This window comes from Phycisphaeraceae bacterium (assembly GCA_019636555.1).
Classification (GTDB): Bacteria; Planctomycetota; Phycisphaerae; order Phycisphaerales; family UBA1924; genus JAFEBO01.
The window spans coordinates 1070374-1088119 of the sequence record JAHBXH010000001.1 but is presented as its reverse complement, the minus strand read 5'-3'; the positions used below and the strand labels follow the sequence as shown (position 1 = coordinate 1088119).

Below are 17746 nucleotides of genomic sequence, written 5' to 3'. Positions count from 1 at the left end.
ACGCGCGGATTCTGCCGATTCGTATACTCGGTCATGAACGATTCGGATCCAATTTCTCCCGCCAGGCCCCGCTGCGTCGCGCTGATGAATCAGAAGGGCGGAGTGGGCAAAACCACGACGACCGTGAATCTCGCCGCGGCGATCGCCCAGGCCGGATTTCGCACGCTCGTGATCGATCTGGATCCGCAGGCACATGCGACACTCGGGCTTGGTCTCGACTCCGCTGAAGGGCGATCGATTTATGACCTGATGCACGATCCGGCCGGGGCAGTTTCCGCGGCAAGAGATATCGCGACGAATCTTTCGGCGCTCGCCAGTCACACAGACCTCGCCGCGACGGAAACCGAGCTTGCCTCGGCGGAGGACCGGCTGGAAAGGCTCAAAGCCGTGATCGGTGCGTTTTCGGGCAAGGTCGACTTTGTTCTGATCGATTGCCCGCCATCGCTCGGGCTGCTCACGCTCAACGCGCTGAATGCCGCGGACGAGGTATTGATCCCGATGCAGGCGCACTTTCTGGCGTTGCAAGGCGTCGGAAAACTGCTCGAGACAGTGAAGCTTCTGGCGAGCGGACCTCAGGCATTGAACCCGAATCTGCGTGTGGCGGGAGTGGTGCTCTGCATGCACGACGCGGGAAGCACCCACACGCGCGAAGTCGTCGCCGACCTCGACGCATTCTTTGAGAGCGGGCGAACGAACGACGTCCCGTGGAAGGACGCCAAGGTGTTCCGTCCGGCCATCCGGCGGAACATCAAGCTGGCCGAGAGCCCCAGCTTTGGCAAAACGATCTTTGACTACGCACCGCAGGCGAGCGGCGCGGAAGACTATCGCGCCCTCGCGGATGCGTACCTCGCGGATCGGCGCCTCGCGGCGGAAACACGTGAAGACCCCCCGCTGGTGGTGACGAGGGCCGCAAGTATCGGGGAACCCGTCGCGGACAGCACTGGCGCGAGCGCATGAACCGATTCCGGTTGCCGCGGCCGGTGTTTGCGCTCTATGCGCTCCTGCTCTTTGCGGGAACACATTGGCCCAACCTGCAAATCCAGGGTCCGGTTGAACGGAGCGACCTTTGGGTTCATCTCGGCGCGTTCGGAACATGGGCGGCGCTCGCGACGGCGTGCGGGTTCTTCGGTCCCGTTTTTTCGAATCGGAATCTGCTTCTGACCTGCCTTCTCGCGATGGGGTACGCGTGCATCGATGAAGGCCTGCAATCGATCCCCGCGCTCGGGCGAACGTGTGCCTGGGACGACCTTGGATTCAACATGATCGGGATCGCGATCACGATCGCCGGGATGTGGGTGGTTGGGCGGCTGAGCCGATGAATCAGCCCGTGATGACAGTCCCGACGACAGACGCGAACAGGCCGCAAGACCCCGGCGCGGGACACGCCAATCCCACCGACCGTCCGCACGATTCGCACGCGCTCGGAGGGATTCTCGCGGCGGCGATCCGGATCGTCGCGAGCCTCACGCTCGTCTCGCGGTTAACCGGATTGGTGCGCGACATCCTGACAGCGGGCCTGTTCGGGGACACCGGAATCGGCTCGGCGTTCAATGCCGCGTTCCAGGTGCCCAACATCTTCCGCAGACTCTTCGGCGAGGGCGCGCTCTCCGCGGCGTTTCTTCCCGAGTACACCAGGCAACGTCAGGATTCGGCGGAGGTGGCGGATCAGCTGGCGTCGCTCACGCTGCGCGCACTCACGCTGACCACCGCGCTGATCGTGCTGGTAGTCGAAGTGGCGCTCATGGTCGTGCTCATCGTGGCGCGCAACGACCCGGACAGGGTGCTGTCCATCAGGCTGATGATGCTCATGCTGCCCATGATGCCCATGGTGTGCACAACCGCGATCCTGGGCGGTGTTCTCCAGAGTCACGGGAAGTTCGGGCCGCCCGCCGCGGCGCCGGTGATTCTCAACCTGATGATGATCGGCGCGGCGTTGGTGCCCTTCTTTTGGAAAGGCATTCCGAAAGAGACATCGGCGTATCTGGTGGGCGTCGCGGCGGTGATCGCGAGCGTGCTGCAGATCGTGTGGTCGATGCTCGCGCTGAGGGGGCTCGTGCGATGGACGAAGATCACTTCCGCGGCGAGTGAATCGGCACGTCGGGTGCTGAAGCGGTTCGTGCCGGTGCTGCTGGGGCTCGGCACGCTGCAACTCAACACGATGATGGACACGCTGATCGCGATGTGGCCGATCTGGTTCGGCGCGACGATGTTCGGCTTCGCCGTCACGCTCGACGAATCATCCAACTCGATTCTTTCGTACACGTCGCGGCTCTATCAGTTTCCGCTCGGGGTTTTCGGGATCGCGGTCGCCACAGCTGTTTTCCCGCTGCTCTCGAGAACCGCGGGTCACTCGGTCGCGTTCGTCGACGTGCTCCGGCGGGGTGTTCGATTGTCGCTGTTCATCGGGATCCCGGCGAGCATCGGGCTGGTCGCAGTGCGCGAAGACCTGGTGCACACGATGTTCTGGAAGTTCTCGCGCGAGGGGCTCGAGCGCTCGGCCCTGGTCGTTGCGTGCTACGCGCCCGCGGTCTGGGCGTACTCGCTGAATCACGTGCTGACGCGCGCCTTCTATGCGCGGGGCGACACGGTGACTCCGATGCGCGTCGCGATGGCGATGGTGGCGGCGAACCTCTCGCTGAACCTGATCCTGATCTGGTACCTGCGCGAAGCGGGTCTCGCGCTCTCCACCGGCACATGCGCGATGCTCCAGGCGCTGGTCGTGTGCTGGGCGGCGAAACGAAAGCTCGACGCGAATGTCTTTGATCGCTCGACGGTGGTTGGCGCCACGAAAGTCTTCGCCGTCGCGTTGCTCATGGGCGCGTGCGTGTGGGCGGTCATTTCGCTGTGGCCCGCGCCCGCGACTTGGCGCCAGCACTTCGCACGGCTGAGCGTCGCAACTCTCGTCGGTGGCATGAGTTACATTGCCCTGGCGTTCGTGTTCGGCCTCGAGGAGCTTCGTTGGCTCGTGCGCCGCGCACCCGCCGGAGTGAAAATGGAATCGATGATGGCGGAGTAGGAGCGGCGCGGGTACTTCGGAATCTGTGTACGCTTGAGCGCGGTCGATCGCATCGCCGCAGAAAAACACGGAGTTCTGGAATGAATTCGCGCACAAAGAAGATTGCTCGTGTCGTCACGCTCGCTCTTTCGGCTCTTTCTCTCGCCACGCTGGCTGCGTGCAACACGGTCTCCGGGCTTGGCACGGACATCGAACAAACCAGCGACAACACCAAGAAGGCGTTTGGCGGCACGCCGGATCCGGCGCCGGGCCAGACCAAACAGGGCGACACGCAGAAGTAAGCCGTGGCGAAGATCGACCTCACCGGTCGGACGATCGCGATCACCGGCGCAAGCTCCGGCATCGGACGCGCGACGGCGTTGCTTTGCGCGCGTGAAAAAATGAACGTCGTCGTCGGCGCGCGGCGCGAAGACCGGCTGCGCTCGCTCGTCGACGAGATCGCATCCGCCGGCGGGCGCGCATCGTACGTCGTGATGAACGTCAGGACGCCCGGTGACAACCGGCGCCTGATCGATGCGGCGACCAAAGAATTCGGCTCGCTGTACAGCGTGTTCTCGAACGCGGGGTACGGCGTCGAACGCAAGGTGATGGACTGCTCGCGCGAGAACCTCGCCGATATCTTCGACACCAATTTCTGGTCGAGCCTTGAACTGTGCCAGCTCGGCGCGCGGCACATGCTCGACGCCAACGCCGGTCCCGACAGGGGGCATGTGCTGCTCTGCTCGAGCTGCGTCAGCAAGATCGGGCTTCCGAATTTCGCGGCGTATTCGGGCACCAAGGCGCTGCAGGACCACTTCGGCCGCGCGATGCGCATCGAGCTCGCCGACGCGGGCGTTCATGTTTCGACGGTACACCCGATCGGCACGCGTACTGAGTTCTTCGATATGGCGCGCGAACTCTCGGGAGGGAAACGAACGAGCATTCAGACGCCCGAGTCGTTCAAACAGCCGGCGGAAACGGTTGCGAAAGCGATCGTCCGCTGCCTGAAGAAGCCGCGCGGAGAGGTGTGGACGAGTTTGCCGATGCGCACGGCCCTCTCGCTCGTCACGCTCATGCCGCGGCTGGCGGATCGGATTCTGACCCGCAGAATGCGCGGGCGGCAATAGGCGCGAAGCCCGCGTCACTGACGGACGAGCAGAGCAACCGCGTGAACTTCGATTGCGCGAGACTCGCCCACGGCGTCCACTTTTTCGTGCGTTTTTCCCTTGATGCCGACGCGCGAAACATCGACATCGAGCGCCGCGGCGACGCACGACCGCATTTCGTGCTTGTGCGGGCTGACCTTCGGCTTCTCGAGAATCACCGTCGCATCAACGTTCACGACGGTCCAACCCAGGTCTCGCACCTTCGCGGCGGCTTCGCGAAGAAAAGTCTTTGAGTCTTGCGAATGGTGTTTCGGGTCGCTGTCCGGGTAAAGCTGCCCGATGTCAGGAAGTCCTGCGGCGGACAGCAGGGCGTCTGTAATGGCATGCAAGAGAGCGTCGCCGTCGCTATGGGCCACCGGCCCCTTCTCGGAGGCGAGCCTGACGCCACCGACGATCAGTGGACGGCCTGCTCCGGCCGGAGCGACCGGCTCGAGCCGATGGAGGTCGTATCCGTGCCCGATCCTGAACGATTCCGCGAGGTTTTGCATCAGGATTGAGTCTATCCGTTTGAATCCGACCTTTTTCCGAACGATCTTGAAGACAAGTCACGCCGAACAGTCTGGGAGCCGATACATTCTGGGACGCTCGGCGGCAAGACCAAAGCCCCGCCCGAGCCGGAGAATTTCAATGCACCTTGGCCGCGCTGGCGCCGTCGCGACATCTCTCGCACTTCTCACTTTTTCGGGCTGCAACGTGTACCGTCCGGGCGGCTCGATGCGCTCGAACGACACGTTTACGTTCATATCGAACGAGTACTACCCGGTGACGGTCACCATCGTGGATGTGCGGACGAACGAACCGATCTGGACCGCGGACGTGCCCGTCGCCAAGCAGTTGACGCTGCGTTTCCACGAGGCGCAGTTCCCGGACAACCCGGCGAACCCTGATTCGCTGCAGTGGCGGTTCTTCGAGCGACCGACGCGAGCGGGCGAACTGAACAGCGTCATGGCTTGCCCGGACAAGTATTCACGCCGCATGGACGTCACGATCCGCAAGACGCCGGAATACGCCACGGGCAGCGACCCGCGCGTCGAACACGCGGGCCAGACGGCAAGCGCCGTTCACGTCACGCCGGGAACTCCCGTGACTGCGCCGGCTCCTCAGCCGACTTCCCCGGGACCGGAGGGGAATGCTCCTGCAACCAAGCCCGAGCCCGCGGCGACAAACCCATAACCTCGCGGCGCGCGATCACCACGAGTATTTGACGGTGTAGCGAATCTTCCCTTCCTGCCCCGGATCGAGCGTGAGCGGGAACTGGATCGTGCGTGAATCGGTCTTTTCGTACTTCTGCGTCGCGCCGCTGATTTCCCAGTTCGCCCACCGATACAAACGCTCGCGAACGATCACGTTCGTCTTGACGTCCTTGCGGTTTCGAACGCTGACCTCGATGGTTTCTTCCATGGTGCGCCGCGCGCTATCGACCTTGAAGTCGACCTGTTTGCGCTCCCCCACCACGTCGAAGGCGGCGCCGAGCTTGAGCAGCACCGACTCGTCCTTAGGCGTGTGATTCAGGATGTCTTCGCCGATGAACTCGGCCATGTCGTCCGCGACGCGTCCGCTCTTCGCCGGGTCGAGCTGGCTTACCCGGACCCCGCCCGCGGGCATCGGGATTCCGAGGCCCGATTCCTTGGTGTTCTTGAAGCGGAGGTAGACCTCCACGGTTGTCCGGCCCTGCGCCCCGAAGCCCGCATCGGTCATCGGGCCGCCGTAGTCGCCCGCGTCGATCGCGAGACCGTCGTATACGAGGATTTTATCGCAGGGCACTTTGAGCACCGCCGGGAACAACTCGATCTGCTTCGTGGAGTTGTCCGGAAGAGTTGTCGTGCGACCGAGCGTGTAGAGGTGATATTCGAAGAATGCCTTTTGCTCGAAGCCGTCCGAACGGTCGGCGAGCATGCTCATTTCCCGTCGCGCGGCGTACGGGCTCGGGCGCGGCTGGATGCGGTTCACGCGCCCGGCGATCAGTTTCAGCGTCGCTTCGGGATAGCTCGCCCCAGACTGATTGACGATGCTGACCCAGGCGGAGAGATCGAGCGTGCCGCTGTTGTTGTCCTTTCCGGGCGTGAAGAGCGCGTTGTAATCGGCCCACCAGGTCATACCCGCGGTTTCGTAGGTGATGCGTGCGTTGTGCGCGCCGGGCTGCTGAGTCTCGACTTGCCAAAGCAGAGTCGGCCGGGTGAGGAGCCCTTGGGGCAGCGTCGGCAATTCGAAATTCGTCGCGTTTCCGATGAGTTGGATCTGTCCGGTACTGTCGCGCAAAACGATCGTTCCGGCGGTGCTGAGGAGCGTGCCGCTGGTGTACCTGAGTTGATCGCCGGCGGGCGAACCGACCTTGATCTCTTTATCGATGTATTTCTCGAGCAGTTTCTCGCGGCCGATCAGGTCGAACTGAAAATTCTGCTCGAGGACGCGGGTCATACTCGGCGCGGTCAACGACTGAAACGTCACCGTGGTCGGCTCGATGAGCGCGGCAACATCGGTCACTCGAACATCGTTCAGCCCGTTCTTCAACTCTAAATTCAGGAACTGGCGCACGGTTGCGAATCCCTGCACGATGTTGGAGATGTTCGACCAGCCGCCGCTGTAACGAGCCTGCGCGAGCGCATCGCGCGGCACGCCCTGTCCGGGACTGAGCGTGCTGTAGATCGTGACCACCGCACCCTGTGTTTGGTCCTGGGCGAGAACGCTGCCGGCGAGAGAGGAAAGTACCAAGGCACCGACGAGAGCGCGAATCGGCTTCATGCGAGACTCCTGAATGGGGCCTGGTCAGAATACAGCGCACCAAGATCGAAGCGGGTTCGATGCGATTGCCGGGGGCTCGAAAGAGAACACGGAGTACGCGGAGAAGGCGGAGTCGCGCGGAGTGGAAAGGGGATTCTGTTCAGATACAAGTTCGGGATGGCGGGTTCGGATTCATAAGACCTCGAACGACTCAGAAGCGTTCACTTCACGCGGGTCAGGCGGGCGTACTCGAGCACAAGCGTCTTTGTTCCAACGCCACGGAAACGGATCGTCGCGCGGGCGTTGGCGCCGGAGGTGATATTGATCACTTCTCCTTCCCCGAACTGCGGGTGACGCACAACGCTGCCGACAGGGAACGGCGAGCTCTTTGATCCGAGCTTGCCTGTGCCACTCCACGCGAGCTTGGCCCGCTTCGAGTCTTTCGCTGCGAATTCGTCTTCGGGCTCGAATCGTGTGCCCCCGCCCTCGCCACGCTCGATGAAGTCTTCGAGCCCGCCGAGCGCATCCGCCTGATCGCTGATGAGCACGGAATCTTTCGGGAGCTCTTCGAGAAAGCGACTCGGTATCGTGCGCTCTGGGATGCCGCGCATAGTTCGATACCGGCTGCTGGTGAGATGCAGCCGGCGCATGGCGCGGGTGATGCCGACGAAACAGAGCCGGCGTTCTTCTTCAAGCTGTTCCTGTGATTCGCGGGCGCGGCTGTGTGGCAATTGCCCCTCTTCGAGTCCGATGATCGCAACGGCCTTGAATTCGAGCCCTTTCGCGGCGTGCAACGTCATGAGCGTGATCGCACCCTGCGCGGGATCGACCGCATCGGCGTCGGCGACGAGCGCGATCGACTCGAGATAGGCGCGAAGGAGCGCGAGCAGAGGCGGAGTCTGATCGCTCGGGCGGGCGAGGCCGTCGGCGTTCTCTGCCGCGGGATCGGCCATGGCGTCGAATTCCATCTCGAACTGGCGGGCGGAGCTGACGAGTTCGTCGAGGTTGTCGAGGCGTTCGAGATCGGCGTCGCTGCCGCTGGCCTTGGCCTGGGTGCGGTACATGGCTTCGAGGCCGGACTCGCGGATGATGCGAGAGACGAGGTCGGCGAGGCCGGTGGGAACCTGCGCGCCCATGAACGTGCCGCCGCCGGTCCAATCGTCGAGCATCTGGACGAACTTTCCGACTGCCGCGGCACCACGGCCGGCGACCTCGGAGAGCGCGAACGAATCGCGCATGATTTCAAGCACTGGGCGGCCCTGGGCTCCGGCGGCGTCCTCGATTTTTCCGAACGTGGTCGAGCCGATCCCTCGCGTCGGAGTGTTCACAATGCGCGAGAGCGACACACCGTCGTTGGGATTGGCGACAACACGCAGATAGGCGATGGCGTTCTTGACTTCTTCGCGTTCGTAGAACGCGGTGCCGCGCGCGATGGTGTAGGGGATTGCCGCGGCACGCAGAGCATCTTCCATCACGCGGCTGAGCGAATTGGTTCTGTAGAAAATGGCCATCTCGCGCCAGGCGATGGCGCTGGGCGAATCTTCGCGCTCGTCCTTGACGCTCTTGAGCCAATCAACGACGAGCGCCGCCTCGTGGTTTTCGTCGCGTGCGAGGGTCACCTCGACACGCTCACCCCCGACGCGCGAGGTGAACAGGTCTTTGTGCTTGCGCTTGATGTTGTTGCGGATGAGGGTGTCGGCGGCTTTGAGAATCGGCGCGGTCGAGCGGAAGTTCTCGCCGAGCATGATGACTTTCGTGCCCGGATAGCTCTGCTCGAACTCGAGAATGTTGGCGATGTCGGCGCCGCGCCAGCCGTAGATCGCCTGATCGGGATCACCGACGACGCAGATGTTGGGCGGGTGGCCCTCTTCGTTCTTGCCGGCGATGAGGGAGGCGATTACGAACTGCGCGTGGTTGGTGTCCTGGTATTCGTCGATAAGGAGATAGCGCCAGCGTTCGTTGCACTCGCGCCGGACTTCCTCGTTGCCCTTGAGCAGTTTGGCGGTGAGAACGAGCAGATCATCGAAGTCCACCGCGCCGGCGAGCTTGAGCGCCTTCTGGTAACCCTGGAAAATCTTCGCGACGGTGCGTGAATAGAAGTCGTGGGACCGCGCGGCATATTCATCGGCATCGAGCAGATCGTTCTTCGCCGTGGAAATCGCCGAGAGCACGCTGCGCGGAGGCCAGTTGCTGGTGGAGAGCTGCAGATCGGCGATCACACGCTTTGCGAGCGACGCCTGGTCGGAGGAATCGTAAATCGAGAACTCCGGCTTCAAACCCGCGGCTTCGGCGTAGCGCCGGAGCAATCTTGCGCACAAGGAGTGGAATGTCGTGACGGTCAGGCCCCGCGTGAGCTTTGGATCGTGCCCGAGCACGACCATGACGCGTTCGCGCATTTCCGCCGCGGCCTTGTTGGTGAAGGTAACGGCGAGAATCGACCAGGGCGGAACGCCCTGATGGATGAGATAGGCGATGCGCCTCGTGATGACGCGGGTTTTTCCCGAGCCCGCGCCGGCCAGCACCAGTAGCGGGCCCTCGGTCGTCTGCACGGCTTTTTGCTGCGCGGCTGTCAGACCTTTGAGAAGCTCTCCGGCTTCTCCCTCCAATGTCTCTTCGCCTTGGCTGGGGATCTCTTCCTGCAACACGCGGGCTCCTTCCCGTTGGCACCAGCGTAGTGACAAACCGGTGATGGGGCAAAGCAGTGGACCCGAGCCGGTCGCGATCGCCGCACTTGGAGGAGGAGGCCAGGCCCGCTTGATACCGTCACTAGAATCAATTCGGAGCCGGCCGAGCAACTCGGTTGGCATGTGGAGAGGAGAATCCCGATGAGTCTTTGCCGCACAGCCATGGCAGCAATCGCGGGCAGCATTCTGTCGATCGGATCGCATGCTCAGACTGTGGTGTTTTTCAATGACTTCGATGGATCGCTGCCCTCGGAGATTTCTCCTGGAGTCGCGGCTTTGACCGGCGTTCAGGGGTACGCGGGATTAGGACCCGTCGGCAACCAGTTCGGCGGCAGTTTTCTCCGGAGCCCGACGGGCAACGTCGTCTCGATCACGCTGACCGGTCTGCCGACGCACACCGCAATCAACATCGATTTTTTGTTCGCCGCGATCGACTCGCTGGACGGCACGGGCACGTTTCCTGAAGGCGATTTCCTGCGTGTCGACGTGGATTCGGTGACGATCTTTCGCGAGTCGTTCGCGAACGCGACGGCGTCGCAGGATCAAACGTACGTGCCACCGCCCGGCGTCGAGCTGGCGCATCGTGTCGATCTTGGGTTTTCCGGACCGGGAAGTTACTTCACCGACAGCGCGTACAACATGTATCTTGAGCCGCGATTCCACAACATCCCGCACGGCGCTTCGAGCGTGCGGATCGATTTTGTGATCGAAGGGCCGGGGATTCAGCCTCTGGATGACGAATCGTGGGCGATGGACAATCTCCGTATTTCGGCAGGAGAAGTCGATCCGTGCCCCGCCGACTTCAACGACGACGGGTTGGTCGATGACTCGGATTTTCTCGCGTTCGTCGTCGGCTACAACATTCTCGATTGTGCGGACCCGTCGATGCCCGCGGGATGCCCGGCGGACATCAACGGCGATGGATTCGTCGACGATTCGGATTTCATTCTCTTTGTTGCCGCGTACAACGAACTGATTTGCCCATAGATGAGCGGGCCACCGTGCGGATTGCGAGGGTGGGCCAGTCCGCGCGCAAGAAAAAGCCCGGGAGAACCCGGGCTTTCGAAGCGAGCAAGGTTGCCGCGATCAGGCGCGACGGCGACGAACGCAGGCAACTGCGCCGAGGCCGACCAGAGCGAGCGCACCGGGAGTAGGAACGGTCTGGATGATCCCCGTTCCGTCGGTGCCGAAGAGCAGCTTGACGTTGGCGATCTGCGCTTCGGTGAAGCCAGCCACGCCGCTGAAGGTGAACGTCATCGAGTTCTGGATGAACGGATACTGCGACCCGCCGAAGGAGACGTTGCTCCCATCGAACGTGCCGGCGGCGACGATGCCGTAGTTCGGAGCGGCGTTCCCGAGTGAGATTGACCCACCGTTGAACCAGCCGTTGAACCCGGTCGTTGCGACACCGTACTGATGGTCCGCGGTGGAATTGATCGCCGCGGTCCAGGAACCGGCCAGCGAGGGTGCCGCAGCGCTGGTCGTCTTGCTGGTCCAATAGGTGCTGCCGCCCGTCAACGCGGTGCTTGTCAGCACAAGCGTCGTTGAGCCGGAGCTGAAATTAAAGGTCACGCCGGTCAGGGCGTTGCCCTGGGCCGTCGTGCGCGGCGCCGTCGTATTGGTCAGGACGATCGTGAGCGTGTCGCCGGCGATGGTAAACATCGCCGAGCCGGATGCTGTCGCGCCGACTTCCGGATTCACGCCGCTACCTGAAAAGATCACGCTGGCCTGTGCCATCGAGGTCACAGCCAAACCTGCCGCGAACGCGGCAATAGCCAATCGGTAATTCTGCATTTCTCTTGCTCCCTCTTCCCTTCTAATGAATCGGAGGGCGGAAACCTCCGGAGGCTCGCGCCTCAGTCTTTACATTACATATCCCGATGTCGAGGAGCAACAGGTTCCGCGCAAATAACCGGGAAGGGCAAAAAAATGAGGCGAATACCCCATTCATTGCCAAGCAGGCGATTCGGAACCACGTGTTTATGGGACGCCGATTGCAATGAAGATTGCCACATCTTGGCGCAGGCGGCTGGCGTGCATGCTCAGGATTCCTGGTCTTCCCTGAACGTCTCGACTTCCTTCGCGGAGCCGTTCGCGGGCTTCACTTCCTCCGCGTGTTCGAACGGGCCGGGAGCGCGCGTGAGTAGGGAAACGCCTTCGGGCAGGTTTTCGGCAACGCGGGCGACCACGTCGCCGACAACCGCGCGGCTGAAGGGCGTACGCTGGCTCTTACCCATGATGAGCGTGTCGCAGCCGAACGTAACGGTGTAGTCGAGAATCTCGCTCACAACGTCGCTGCTTGTCACGTAAATCGGAACGAACGGAATGTTGGATTCGCGTGCAAGGACCGCGGCTGTCCCGAGCGCGGCCTGCGCCTCCGGATCGTCTTCGATCTGCGGCACCTGTCCGGGAACCACATCCATCAGTCGTAGCGTGCGGACGTAAATCGCAAAGAGCGTTGCTTTGCGGCGTTTGGCCATGTCGACCGCGTACGCCGCCTGATCTCTTCCGCGGGCGGCGAGCATCAGGCGAGGACCCGGGCCCGGCACCACGGGCTGATCCTTGATCTGCGCAAGCCAGCCGAGGCTGGGTTCCGGGAGCGGGCTTGCGGCGATGAGCCTCGCGCGGGTGCGGACGACGAGTCGCGTGATAAGCACGGCGGAGACGATGATGCCGGCGAAGATGGTGGCGTTGGGCTTGGCGACGACGATGGTGAGACCGATCGTTCCCATGAGCGCGGCGAGAGACCAGAGCCCGATGCGCTCGTACTTTCCGATGTCGAGCGACCTGTTCGCGGCGCACGAGAACAGATTGATAGTGATCGCGCCGACGACGCCGATGGCGTAGAGCTCTCCGAGCGCCTTGACGTCGGCCTCGAGCATCAGCAGCACAGCGGGCGCGGCGCAGGCGATGATCAGCGGCGCCCATGGCACGCCGGAGTAGTTCAGGCGTGTGGCGAACCGGGGCAGCTCGCCGTCCTTTGCCAGTGAATACTGCACGGACACCATCGCCATGACCGCCGTGTTGACCGCGCTCAAGAGGAGCATCCCGAAAACGATGCCCGTGATGACGCCGAAGACCTTGCCGGCACCATCGCCAAACTGCCTCGCGGCGGTTTCGGTCGCGACCATTTTCATTGCCGTGTCGCGGTATTCCTTCACCTCCGCCGGCACGTTTTCGGGTGCGATTCGCTCGTTGATCTCGTAGCGGACCCAATCGGGCTCGACGCGATCGCGCAGCCCCGGCATGGCGCTCAGAGCGATCCCGAAGATGAGATTGAGAAGGACGACCTCGCAGAGCACAGGCCAGATCGTGCGCTTGGCGGTCTTGGCGACGGGCGCTTTCATCAGGCCCGTCATGTTGGCGACTGCTTCGAGCCCCGAGAGCGCGAGCACGATGCGCACGAGCGATTCCCACATCTGCCAGGGGGAGGTCTGTCCGCCCTCGTGGAGCGTGACGCGCGACAATCCAGACTTCAGCCACGGCAGGCAGAGGATCGCGATGATGGCGGACAGGCTGATGGAGGCGATCGCGATGAAGAGGGCCATCCGGCCGGCGCTGCGGGCGCCGAGCCAGTTCACAACGCCGATGAGAAAGATTGTGGCGACGGAGATGATCACCACCTTGGACGAGCCGACGCCGAGATAGTGAAAGGCCTCGATTCCCGAGAGCGCCGCCGTGACGATGTAATCGCAGAGCAGAAGCGTGGCGCCGAGAACAGCGAGTGTCGGGCTGAGCCTGCGTGCGGCGGAGTAGACGCCGCCGCCGTCGGGGAAGCAGCGGCAGACCACGGTGTACGCCCAGGCGACCGCCGCCATGATGAGCGACATCGCGGCGAGATAGAGCACCGATGCGTGCGCCGTGTAGTAGAAGGCCAGTCCAAGGACGTAGAGGCGGCTCGTCCCCCAATCGCCGAAGAGCAACGGCCCGGCGTGATACCACCTCAGGTTGCGGGGACGATTTTCAGAAACGAGCATTCGGAAGACTCAGAAACAGCCTTTGGACCGGGTGAGAGAGTAGCGGATGATGGATGGCGACACCAATACGGCGGGCGATTGGCGGGTTGCCGGGGGGCGGGAGCGCCGGAGTGCCGGGACTCGTGGAGCTACGAACGCTTTTCGAGCAGCCTTGCGACCTCGTCGATCATTGCTCCGATTCCGATGAACACCCCGTTGGGTCCGGTGTCGCACATATAAGCCGGCGTGGTCACGATCTTGTTTTCCGGATCGACGTGCGCCTGCGTGACTTCTTTCGGAGCATGCCTCGCACCCATTTTGGCGATAGCGCCGGCGGCTCCGGCGTCACTGCCGATGGTCACCTCGCACCCGGGCCCACCCGCGGCGCTTCCAAGAACTTTGGCCGCGAGCACGGGGGCAATACAGGCAAAGGCCATCGGCTTGCCGGCATTGTGAAAGGCCTTGATTGCCTTGGCGACGTCGGGATTCACCGAGCAATCGACGCCGTCTTTCGCGAAGGTGAAGAGATTCTTTGCGGCGCCGTTGCCGCCGGGAAACGCGAGCGCGTCGAATTCACGCGCGTCGAGCCGAGAGAGAGGTGAAATCTCGCCTCGTGCGATCCGGGCCGCCTCGACGAGCATGTTGCGTTTCTCACCGGTCGGCTTGCCGGTGAGATGATCGACGACTTCCGCCTGCGGCAGATCCGGCGCAAAGCAGCGGTAGTTCAGGCCGTGCCGATCCAGATGGATCAGGACGGAGACGGATTCGTGGATTTCGCTTCCATCGGCGCGGCCGCTGCCGCAGAGAATGACGGCGACTTTCTTGCCCTGCATGACGGAATGCTCCGCGGCGACGGTTTCGGGTGAAAACTCGCACACGCTTGCAAAACATGATAAGACAGACGGCGTCGATCCGCGACGGGAGTGCACCCATGAATGTCGAAACCCTCTCCCGTATTCAGTTTGCGATGACGATCATGTTTCACTATCTGTTCCCGCCCCTTTCGATCGGGCTGGGCGTGCTCATGGTGTTCATGGAGGGCATGTACCTCAGGACCAAGGACCCCCAGTATCACGCGATGACAAAGTTCTGGAGCCGGATTTTCGCGGCGAACTTTGCCATGGGCGTTGCGACCGGAATCGTCATGGAGTTTCAGTTCGGAACGAATTGGGCGAATTACTCGCGGTACGTCGGAGATGTGTTCGGCAGCGCGCTCGCGGCGGAGGGAATCTTCGCGTTCTTTCTTGAATCGGGGTTTCTTGCGGTGCTGGTGTTCGGCTGGAACCGCGTCTCGGCGAAGATGCACTTCTTCGCGACGTGCATGGTGTCGCTCGGCTCGATCTTCTCGGCGATCTGGATCGTGATCGCGAATTCGTGGATGCAGACGCCGGCTGGACACATGATCGATCCGGTCGAAAACCGCGCGGTGATCACGGATTTCTGGGCGTTGGTGTTCAATCCGTCCAGCATGATCCGGCTGTTTCACGTGCTGATGGGCGCGTTTATTCTCGGCGCGTTTTTCGTGATGAGCATCACCGCGTTCTACATCCTGAAGAACCGGCACCACGACTTTGCGCGAAAGGGATTCAAGATCGCGCTGCTGTTCGGTGCGGCGTGCAGTCTCATTATGCTCTTCTCCGGCGATCTGCAGGCGCGAGAGGTGGGGTTTCATCAGCCGGTGAAGCTTGCGGCCTTTGAAGGCATCTTCAAGACCGAGCCGGGACCAACCGGCATGTACCTCGCCGGGTGGCCCGATACGGAACGCGAGGTTGTGTACGGCGTGAAAGTGCCGTATCTGCTGACGTTCTTGATGTACCGGGATTTCAAGACGCCGGTGAGCGGGCTTGACCGATTCCAGCCGGACGTGCGGCCTCCGGTGAAGATCCCGTTCCTGACGTATCACGTCATGATCGGGCTCGGAACGGCGTTCGCCGCGCTGACGTTGCTCGGGGTGTTCTTCCTGTGGAAGGGAACTCTCTTTGAAAAGCGCTGGCTGATGTGGATCTTTGTCTTTGCCGTGCTGGGCGCGTACGTCGCGAATCAAGCGGGATGGGTCTCGGCCGAAGTCGGGCGCCAGCCGTTTGTCGTCTATCCCGAAGTAAAGCAACTCGCAGACGGAAACTTCGAGATGACGGGCGGCCTGCGCACGGTCGAGGGACTGTCCAATCGCAAGGTCGTGGTCGCCGACCAGGTGCTGGCATCGATCGTTCTCTTTTCTCTGGTCTACGCGCTGTTGTTCGCCGTCTTTGTCTTTGTGCTCAATACCAAGATTCAGCACGGCCCGGATGCGCCGCAAGAGCCTCGGACCGCGCCCTCGGACGGCAAGGGATTCCTTCAAGCCGCGGCGACCCTCGTGGATCGTCAGGGGAAGACTCTCGCGTCCAATGAGAACGAGAACCGCACGCCGGAGGCCCACTGATGCAACCGACCACCCTCCAGCTCCTGTGGTTTGTCCTGCTCGGCGTTCTGCTCGCCGGGTATGCGATTCTCGACGGATTCGATCTGGGCGTGGGGATCCTTCATCCGCTGGCACGCGACGATCGCGAGCGCCGGATCATGATGAATTCGATCGGGCCGCTCTGGGACGGTAACGAAGTCTGGCTGGTCGTTTTCGGTGGAGCGCTGTTTGCCGCCTTCCCCAAGGCCTATGCCGCGGCATTCTCGGGTCTCTATCTCGCGTTCATGCTGCTGCTGTTTTGCCTGATTTTCCGCGGCGTGTCGATGGAGTTTCGAAGCAAGCGTCCCGAGAAGCCGTGGCGGCGGTTCTGGGATTTTTCGTTCTTTGCGTCGAGCACGCTGGCGACATTTCTCTTCGGTGTCGCGGTCGGAAACTCGATGCACGGATTGCCGCTCGGACCGGACGGAGATTTCACCGATACGGTGCGGCTGGTTCAGATGCTGCACCCGTTCCCGGTGTGCGTCGGGCTCTTTGCGGTGTGCGCCTTCGCGCTGCACGGGGCGGTCTATTTGAACCTGAAGACCGAGGGAGAACTTCACAATCGCATCCGGCGCTGGATGTGGACGTGTTTCTGGTGTTTCCTCGCGATGTACGCCGTCGTTTCGGTGTATGCGATCCTGGAAATCCCGCGTGCCACGGCGAGCTTCCGGAACTATCCGTGGGCGTGGATCATCGTGATCCTCAACATCCTGGCCATCGCCAATATCCCGCGTTCGCTCTATCTCGATCGGCCGCTACGGGCATTTCTCACGTCCGCGTGCGTGATCGCGGCATTCACATTCCTTTTCGGGCTGGCGCTTTTTCCGAACCTGATTGTCTCCTCGGTCTCTCCGGACAACGACCTGTCGATCTCGCGCGCCGCATCGACCGAAAAGACGCTCGGCATCATGGCGACTATCGCGGCGATGGGAATCCCGTTTGTTCTCGCGTACACCGCCGTGATCTATTGGGTGTTCCGTGGGAAAGTTGTGCTGCACGAGGATTCGTACTAACACGGTGTTGACGGAACACCCTCACCGTCCCGGTCACCCGGTCCGCGCGGCGGATAGGAATTGCCCGAAGACTTCCGCATGCATGCTCTGGTCTGGAGCCGAAGCTCGTTGACCTCTCTCGCGATTCGATCGAGCGCCGCCTGCGCGCCGTCCTTTTCGAGTTCCTCGTAGGGGATCGGCTTGCCGTAGGTCACGGCGACGCGATGGCCGATGAGCCTGGGAAATATGGAATCCGGCCCCCAAGCGTTGAAGCAACCGTCGACTGCCGCAGGCACGACCGGGCACTTCGCCCGCTTCATCAGCAGCGCAACGCCGCGCTTGAAGGGTTTCTGGCCCCCGTCCTCAGTGCGAGACCCCTCCGGAAAGATGAGGACCGCGTGCCCTTCGCGGAGGCGTTTCAGGATTTCGCGGATCGCCCCGGCGTCGCCCGCTTCGTCGTTGATCGGCACCGAATTCAGAGCGCTGATCAGCCACGCGAAGGGTTTGAAATGAAAGAGCCCTATGCGTGCGACGAAACTCAGGTGTCTCTGTCGCACGAACGAACCGATCAGCGGCGGATCGAGAAAGCTCTGATGATTTGCCGCGATGAGCAGCGGACCGGTGGCGGGAACATTCTTTGAGCCGCGCACGCGCACGCGGTAGAACAGGATAAACACCGACGCACAGAATGCGCTCAGAAATTCATAGAGCAAAACCTTGCCGAGCGTTCCGCCCGGGCGCCGGGATTCCAGAATCGACTTCAGACCCATCGGGGTCGAGGATAGCGGGAAAGAT

The 17746-nt window shown here is 62.3% G+C and carries 16 protein-coding genes; 9 read left to right on the top strand and 7 right to left on the bottom strand.

Translation table 11 applies throughout. The features are described from left to right. Window positions 1–33: 33 nt before the first annotated feature. The 5 genes from KF691_04440 (at window position 34) to KF691_04420 (ending at window position 4122) form a co-directional block, all read left to right on the top strand. Window positions 34–957 (top strand): ParA family protein, encoded by a 924-nt coding sequence (locus KF691_04440; GenBank protein ID MBX3388685.1) that lies wholly within the window; start codon window positions 34–36, stop codon window positions 955–957. After that, the gene (locus tag KF691_04435) at window positions 954–1319 is read left to right on the top strand and encodes a VanZ family protein (GenBank protein MBX3388684.1); all 366 of its coding nucleotides are present in this window, start codon (window positions 954–956) and stop codon (window positions 1317–1319) included. Before KF691_04440 ends, KF691_04435 begins: the two co-directional genes overlap by 4 nt. Further along, window positions 1316–3016, top strand: coding sequence for a murein biosynthesis integral membrane protein MurJ (murJ, locus tag KF691_04430; GenBank protein MBX3388683.1), 1701 nt, complete (start codon window positions 1316–1318; stop codon window positions 3014–3016). Before KF691_04435 ends, murJ begins: the two co-directional genes overlap by 4 nt. 80 nt (window positions 3017–3096) lie before the next feature. Next, window positions 3097–3297, top strand: coding sequence for a hypothetical protein (locus KF691_04425; protein MBX3388682.1), 201 nt, complete (start codon window positions 3097–3099; stop codon window positions 3295–3297). Between the two features lie 3 nt (window positions 3298–3300). Beyond that, window positions 3301–4122: an SDR family oxidoreductase gene (locus tag KF691_04420; protein ID MBX3388681.1), complete on the top strand. Its 822-nt coding sequence runs from the start codon at window positions 3301–3303 to the stop codon at window positions 4120–4122. A 14-nt stretch (window positions 4123–4136) separates the two neighbouring features. Here KF691_04420 and ispF read toward each other — a convergent pair whose 3' ends face one another. Continuing rightward, window positions 4137–4649, bottom strand: coding sequence for a 2-C-methyl-D-erythritol 2,4-cyclodiphosphate synthase (gene ispF, locus KF691_04415; protein MBX3388680.1), 513 nt, complete (start codon window positions 4647–4649; stop codon window positions 4137–4139). A gap of 139 nt (window positions 4650–4788) precedes the next feature. Between ispF and KF691_04410 the strand changes: the two genes are divergently transcribed. Then, window positions 4789–5334 (top strand): hypothetical protein, encoded by a 546-nt coding sequence (locus KF691_04410; GenBank protein MBX3388679.1) that lies wholly within the window; start codon window positions 4789–4791, stop codon window positions 5332–5334. A gap of 15 nt (window positions 5335–5349) precedes the next feature. Here KF691_04410 and KF691_04405 read toward each other — a convergent pair whose 3' ends face one another. Next, window positions 5350–6903, bottom strand: coding sequence for a hypothetical protein (locus KF691_04405; GenBank protein ID MBX3388678.1), 1554 nt, complete (start codon window positions 6901–6903; stop codon window positions 5350–5352). 200 nt (window positions 6904–7103) lie between these two features. Continuing rightward, window positions 7104–9527: a UvrD-helicase domain-containing protein gene (locus tag KF691_04400; GenBank protein ID MBX3388677.1), complete on the bottom strand. Its 2424-nt coding sequence runs from the start codon at window positions 9525–9527 to the stop codon at window positions 7104–7106. Between the two features lie 180 nt (window positions 9528–9707). Between KF691_04400 and KF691_04395 the strand changes: the two genes are divergently transcribed. Further along, a complete protein-coding gene (locus KF691_04395; GenBank protein ID MBX3388676.1) occupies window positions 9708–10553 on the top strand; it encodes a hypothetical protein in 846 nt (281 codons plus the stop codon). A gap of 99 nt (window positions 10554–10652) precedes the next feature. On the opposite strand, the gene KF691_04390 is transcribed toward KF691_04395, so the two are convergent. From KF691_04390 to elbB, 3 genes are all read right to left on the bottom strand, one after another. Continuing rightward, complete coding sequence (locus KF691_04390; GenBank protein ID MBX3388675.1) at window positions 10653–11360, bottom strand: PEP-CTERM sorting domain-containing protein; 708 nt, start codon at window positions 11358–11360, stop codon at window positions 10653–10655. 248 nt (window positions 11361–11608) lie between these two features. After that, window positions 11609–13543, bottom strand: coding sequence for an amino acid permease (locus tag KF691_04385; GenBank protein ID MBX3388674.1), 1935 nt, complete (start codon window positions 13541–13543; stop codon window positions 11609–11611). A gap of 128 nt (window positions 13544–13671) precedes the next feature. Further along, window positions 13672–14400 carry an isoprenoid biosynthesis glyoxalase ElbB gene (elbB, locus tag KF691_04380; protein MBX3388673.1) on the bottom strand — a complete coding sequence of 243 codons (729 nt, stop codon included), beginning with the start codon at window positions 14398–14400 and terminating at the stop codon, window positions 13672–13674. 53 nt (window positions 14401–14453) lie between these two features. Between elbB and KF691_04375 the strand changes: the two genes are divergently transcribed. Then, complete coding sequence (locus KF691_04375) at window positions 14454–15941, top strand: cytochrome ubiquinol oxidase subunit I (GenBank protein ID MBX3388672.1); 1488 nt, start codon at window positions 14454–14456, stop codon at window positions 15939–15941. Then, window positions 15941–16972 (top strand): cytochrome d ubiquinol oxidase subunit II, encoded by a 1032-nt coding sequence (gene cydB / locus KF691_04370; protein MBX3388671.1) that lies wholly within the window; start codon window positions 15941–15943, stop codon window positions 16970–16972. Before KF691_04375 ends, cydB begins: the two co-directional genes overlap by 1 nt. Here cydB and KF691_04365 read toward each other — a convergent pair. Next, a complete protein-coding gene (locus KF691_04365) occupies window positions 16969–17721 on the bottom strand; it encodes a 1-acyl-sn-glycerol-3-phosphate acyltransferase (protein ID MBX3388670.1) in 753 nt (250 codons plus the stop codon). The two genes, cydB and KF691_04365, sit on opposite strands and share 4 nt — an antisense overlap. Between the last annotated feature and the right edge of the window lie 25 nt (window positions 17722–17746).

Coding starts and splice junctions, on each gene's coding strand:
- ispF (MBX3388680.1), bottom strand. CDS start 4,649: ATGCAAAACCTCGCGGAATCGTTCAGGATCGGGCACGGATACGACCTC.
- KF691_04385 (MBX3388674.1), bottom strand. CDS start 13,543: ATGCTCGTTTCTGAAAATCGTCCCCGCAACCTGAGGTGGTATCACGCC.
- KF691_04395 (MBX3388676.1), top strand. CDS start 9,708: ATGAGTCTTTGCCGCACAGCCATGGCAGCAATCGCGGGCAGCATTCTG.
- KF691_04440 (MBX3388685.1), top strand. CDS start 34: ATGAACGATTCGGATCCAATTTCTCCCGCCAGGCCCCGCTGCGTCGCG.
- KF691_04405 (MBX3388678.1), bottom strand. CDS start 6,903: ATGAAGCCGATTCGCGCTCTCGTCGGTGCCTTGGTACTTTCCTCTCTC.
- KF691_04410 (MBX3388679.1), top strand. CDS start 4,789: ATGCACCTTGGCCGCGCTGGCGCCGTCGCGACATCTCTCGCACTTCTC.
- KF691_04365 (MBX3388670.1), bottom strand. CDS start 17,721: ATGGGTCTGAAGTCGATTCTGGAATCCCGGCGCCCGGGCGGAACGCTC.
- murJ (MBX3388683.1), top strand. CDS start 1,316: ATGAATCAGCCCGTGATGACAGTCCCGACGACAGACGCGAACAGGCCG.
- KF691_04425 (MBX3388682.1), top strand. CDS start 3,097: ATGAATTCGCGCACAAAGAAGATTGCTCGTGTCGTCACGCTCGCTCTT.
- KF691_04375 (MBX3388672.1), top strand. CDS start 14,454: ATGAATGTCGAAACCCTCTCCCGTATTCAGTTTGCGATGACGATCATG.
- KF691_04390 (MBX3388675.1), bottom strand. CDS start 11,360: ATGCAGAATTACCGATTGGCTATTGCCGCGTTCGCGGCAGGTTTGGCT.
- KF691_04435 (MBX3388684.1), top strand. CDS start 954: ATGAACCGATTCCGGTTGCCGCGGCCGGTGTTTGCGCTCTATGCGCTC.
- cydB (MBX3388671.1), top strand. CDS start 15,941: ATGCAACCGACCACCCTCCAGCTCCTGTGGTTTGTCCTGCTCGGCGTT.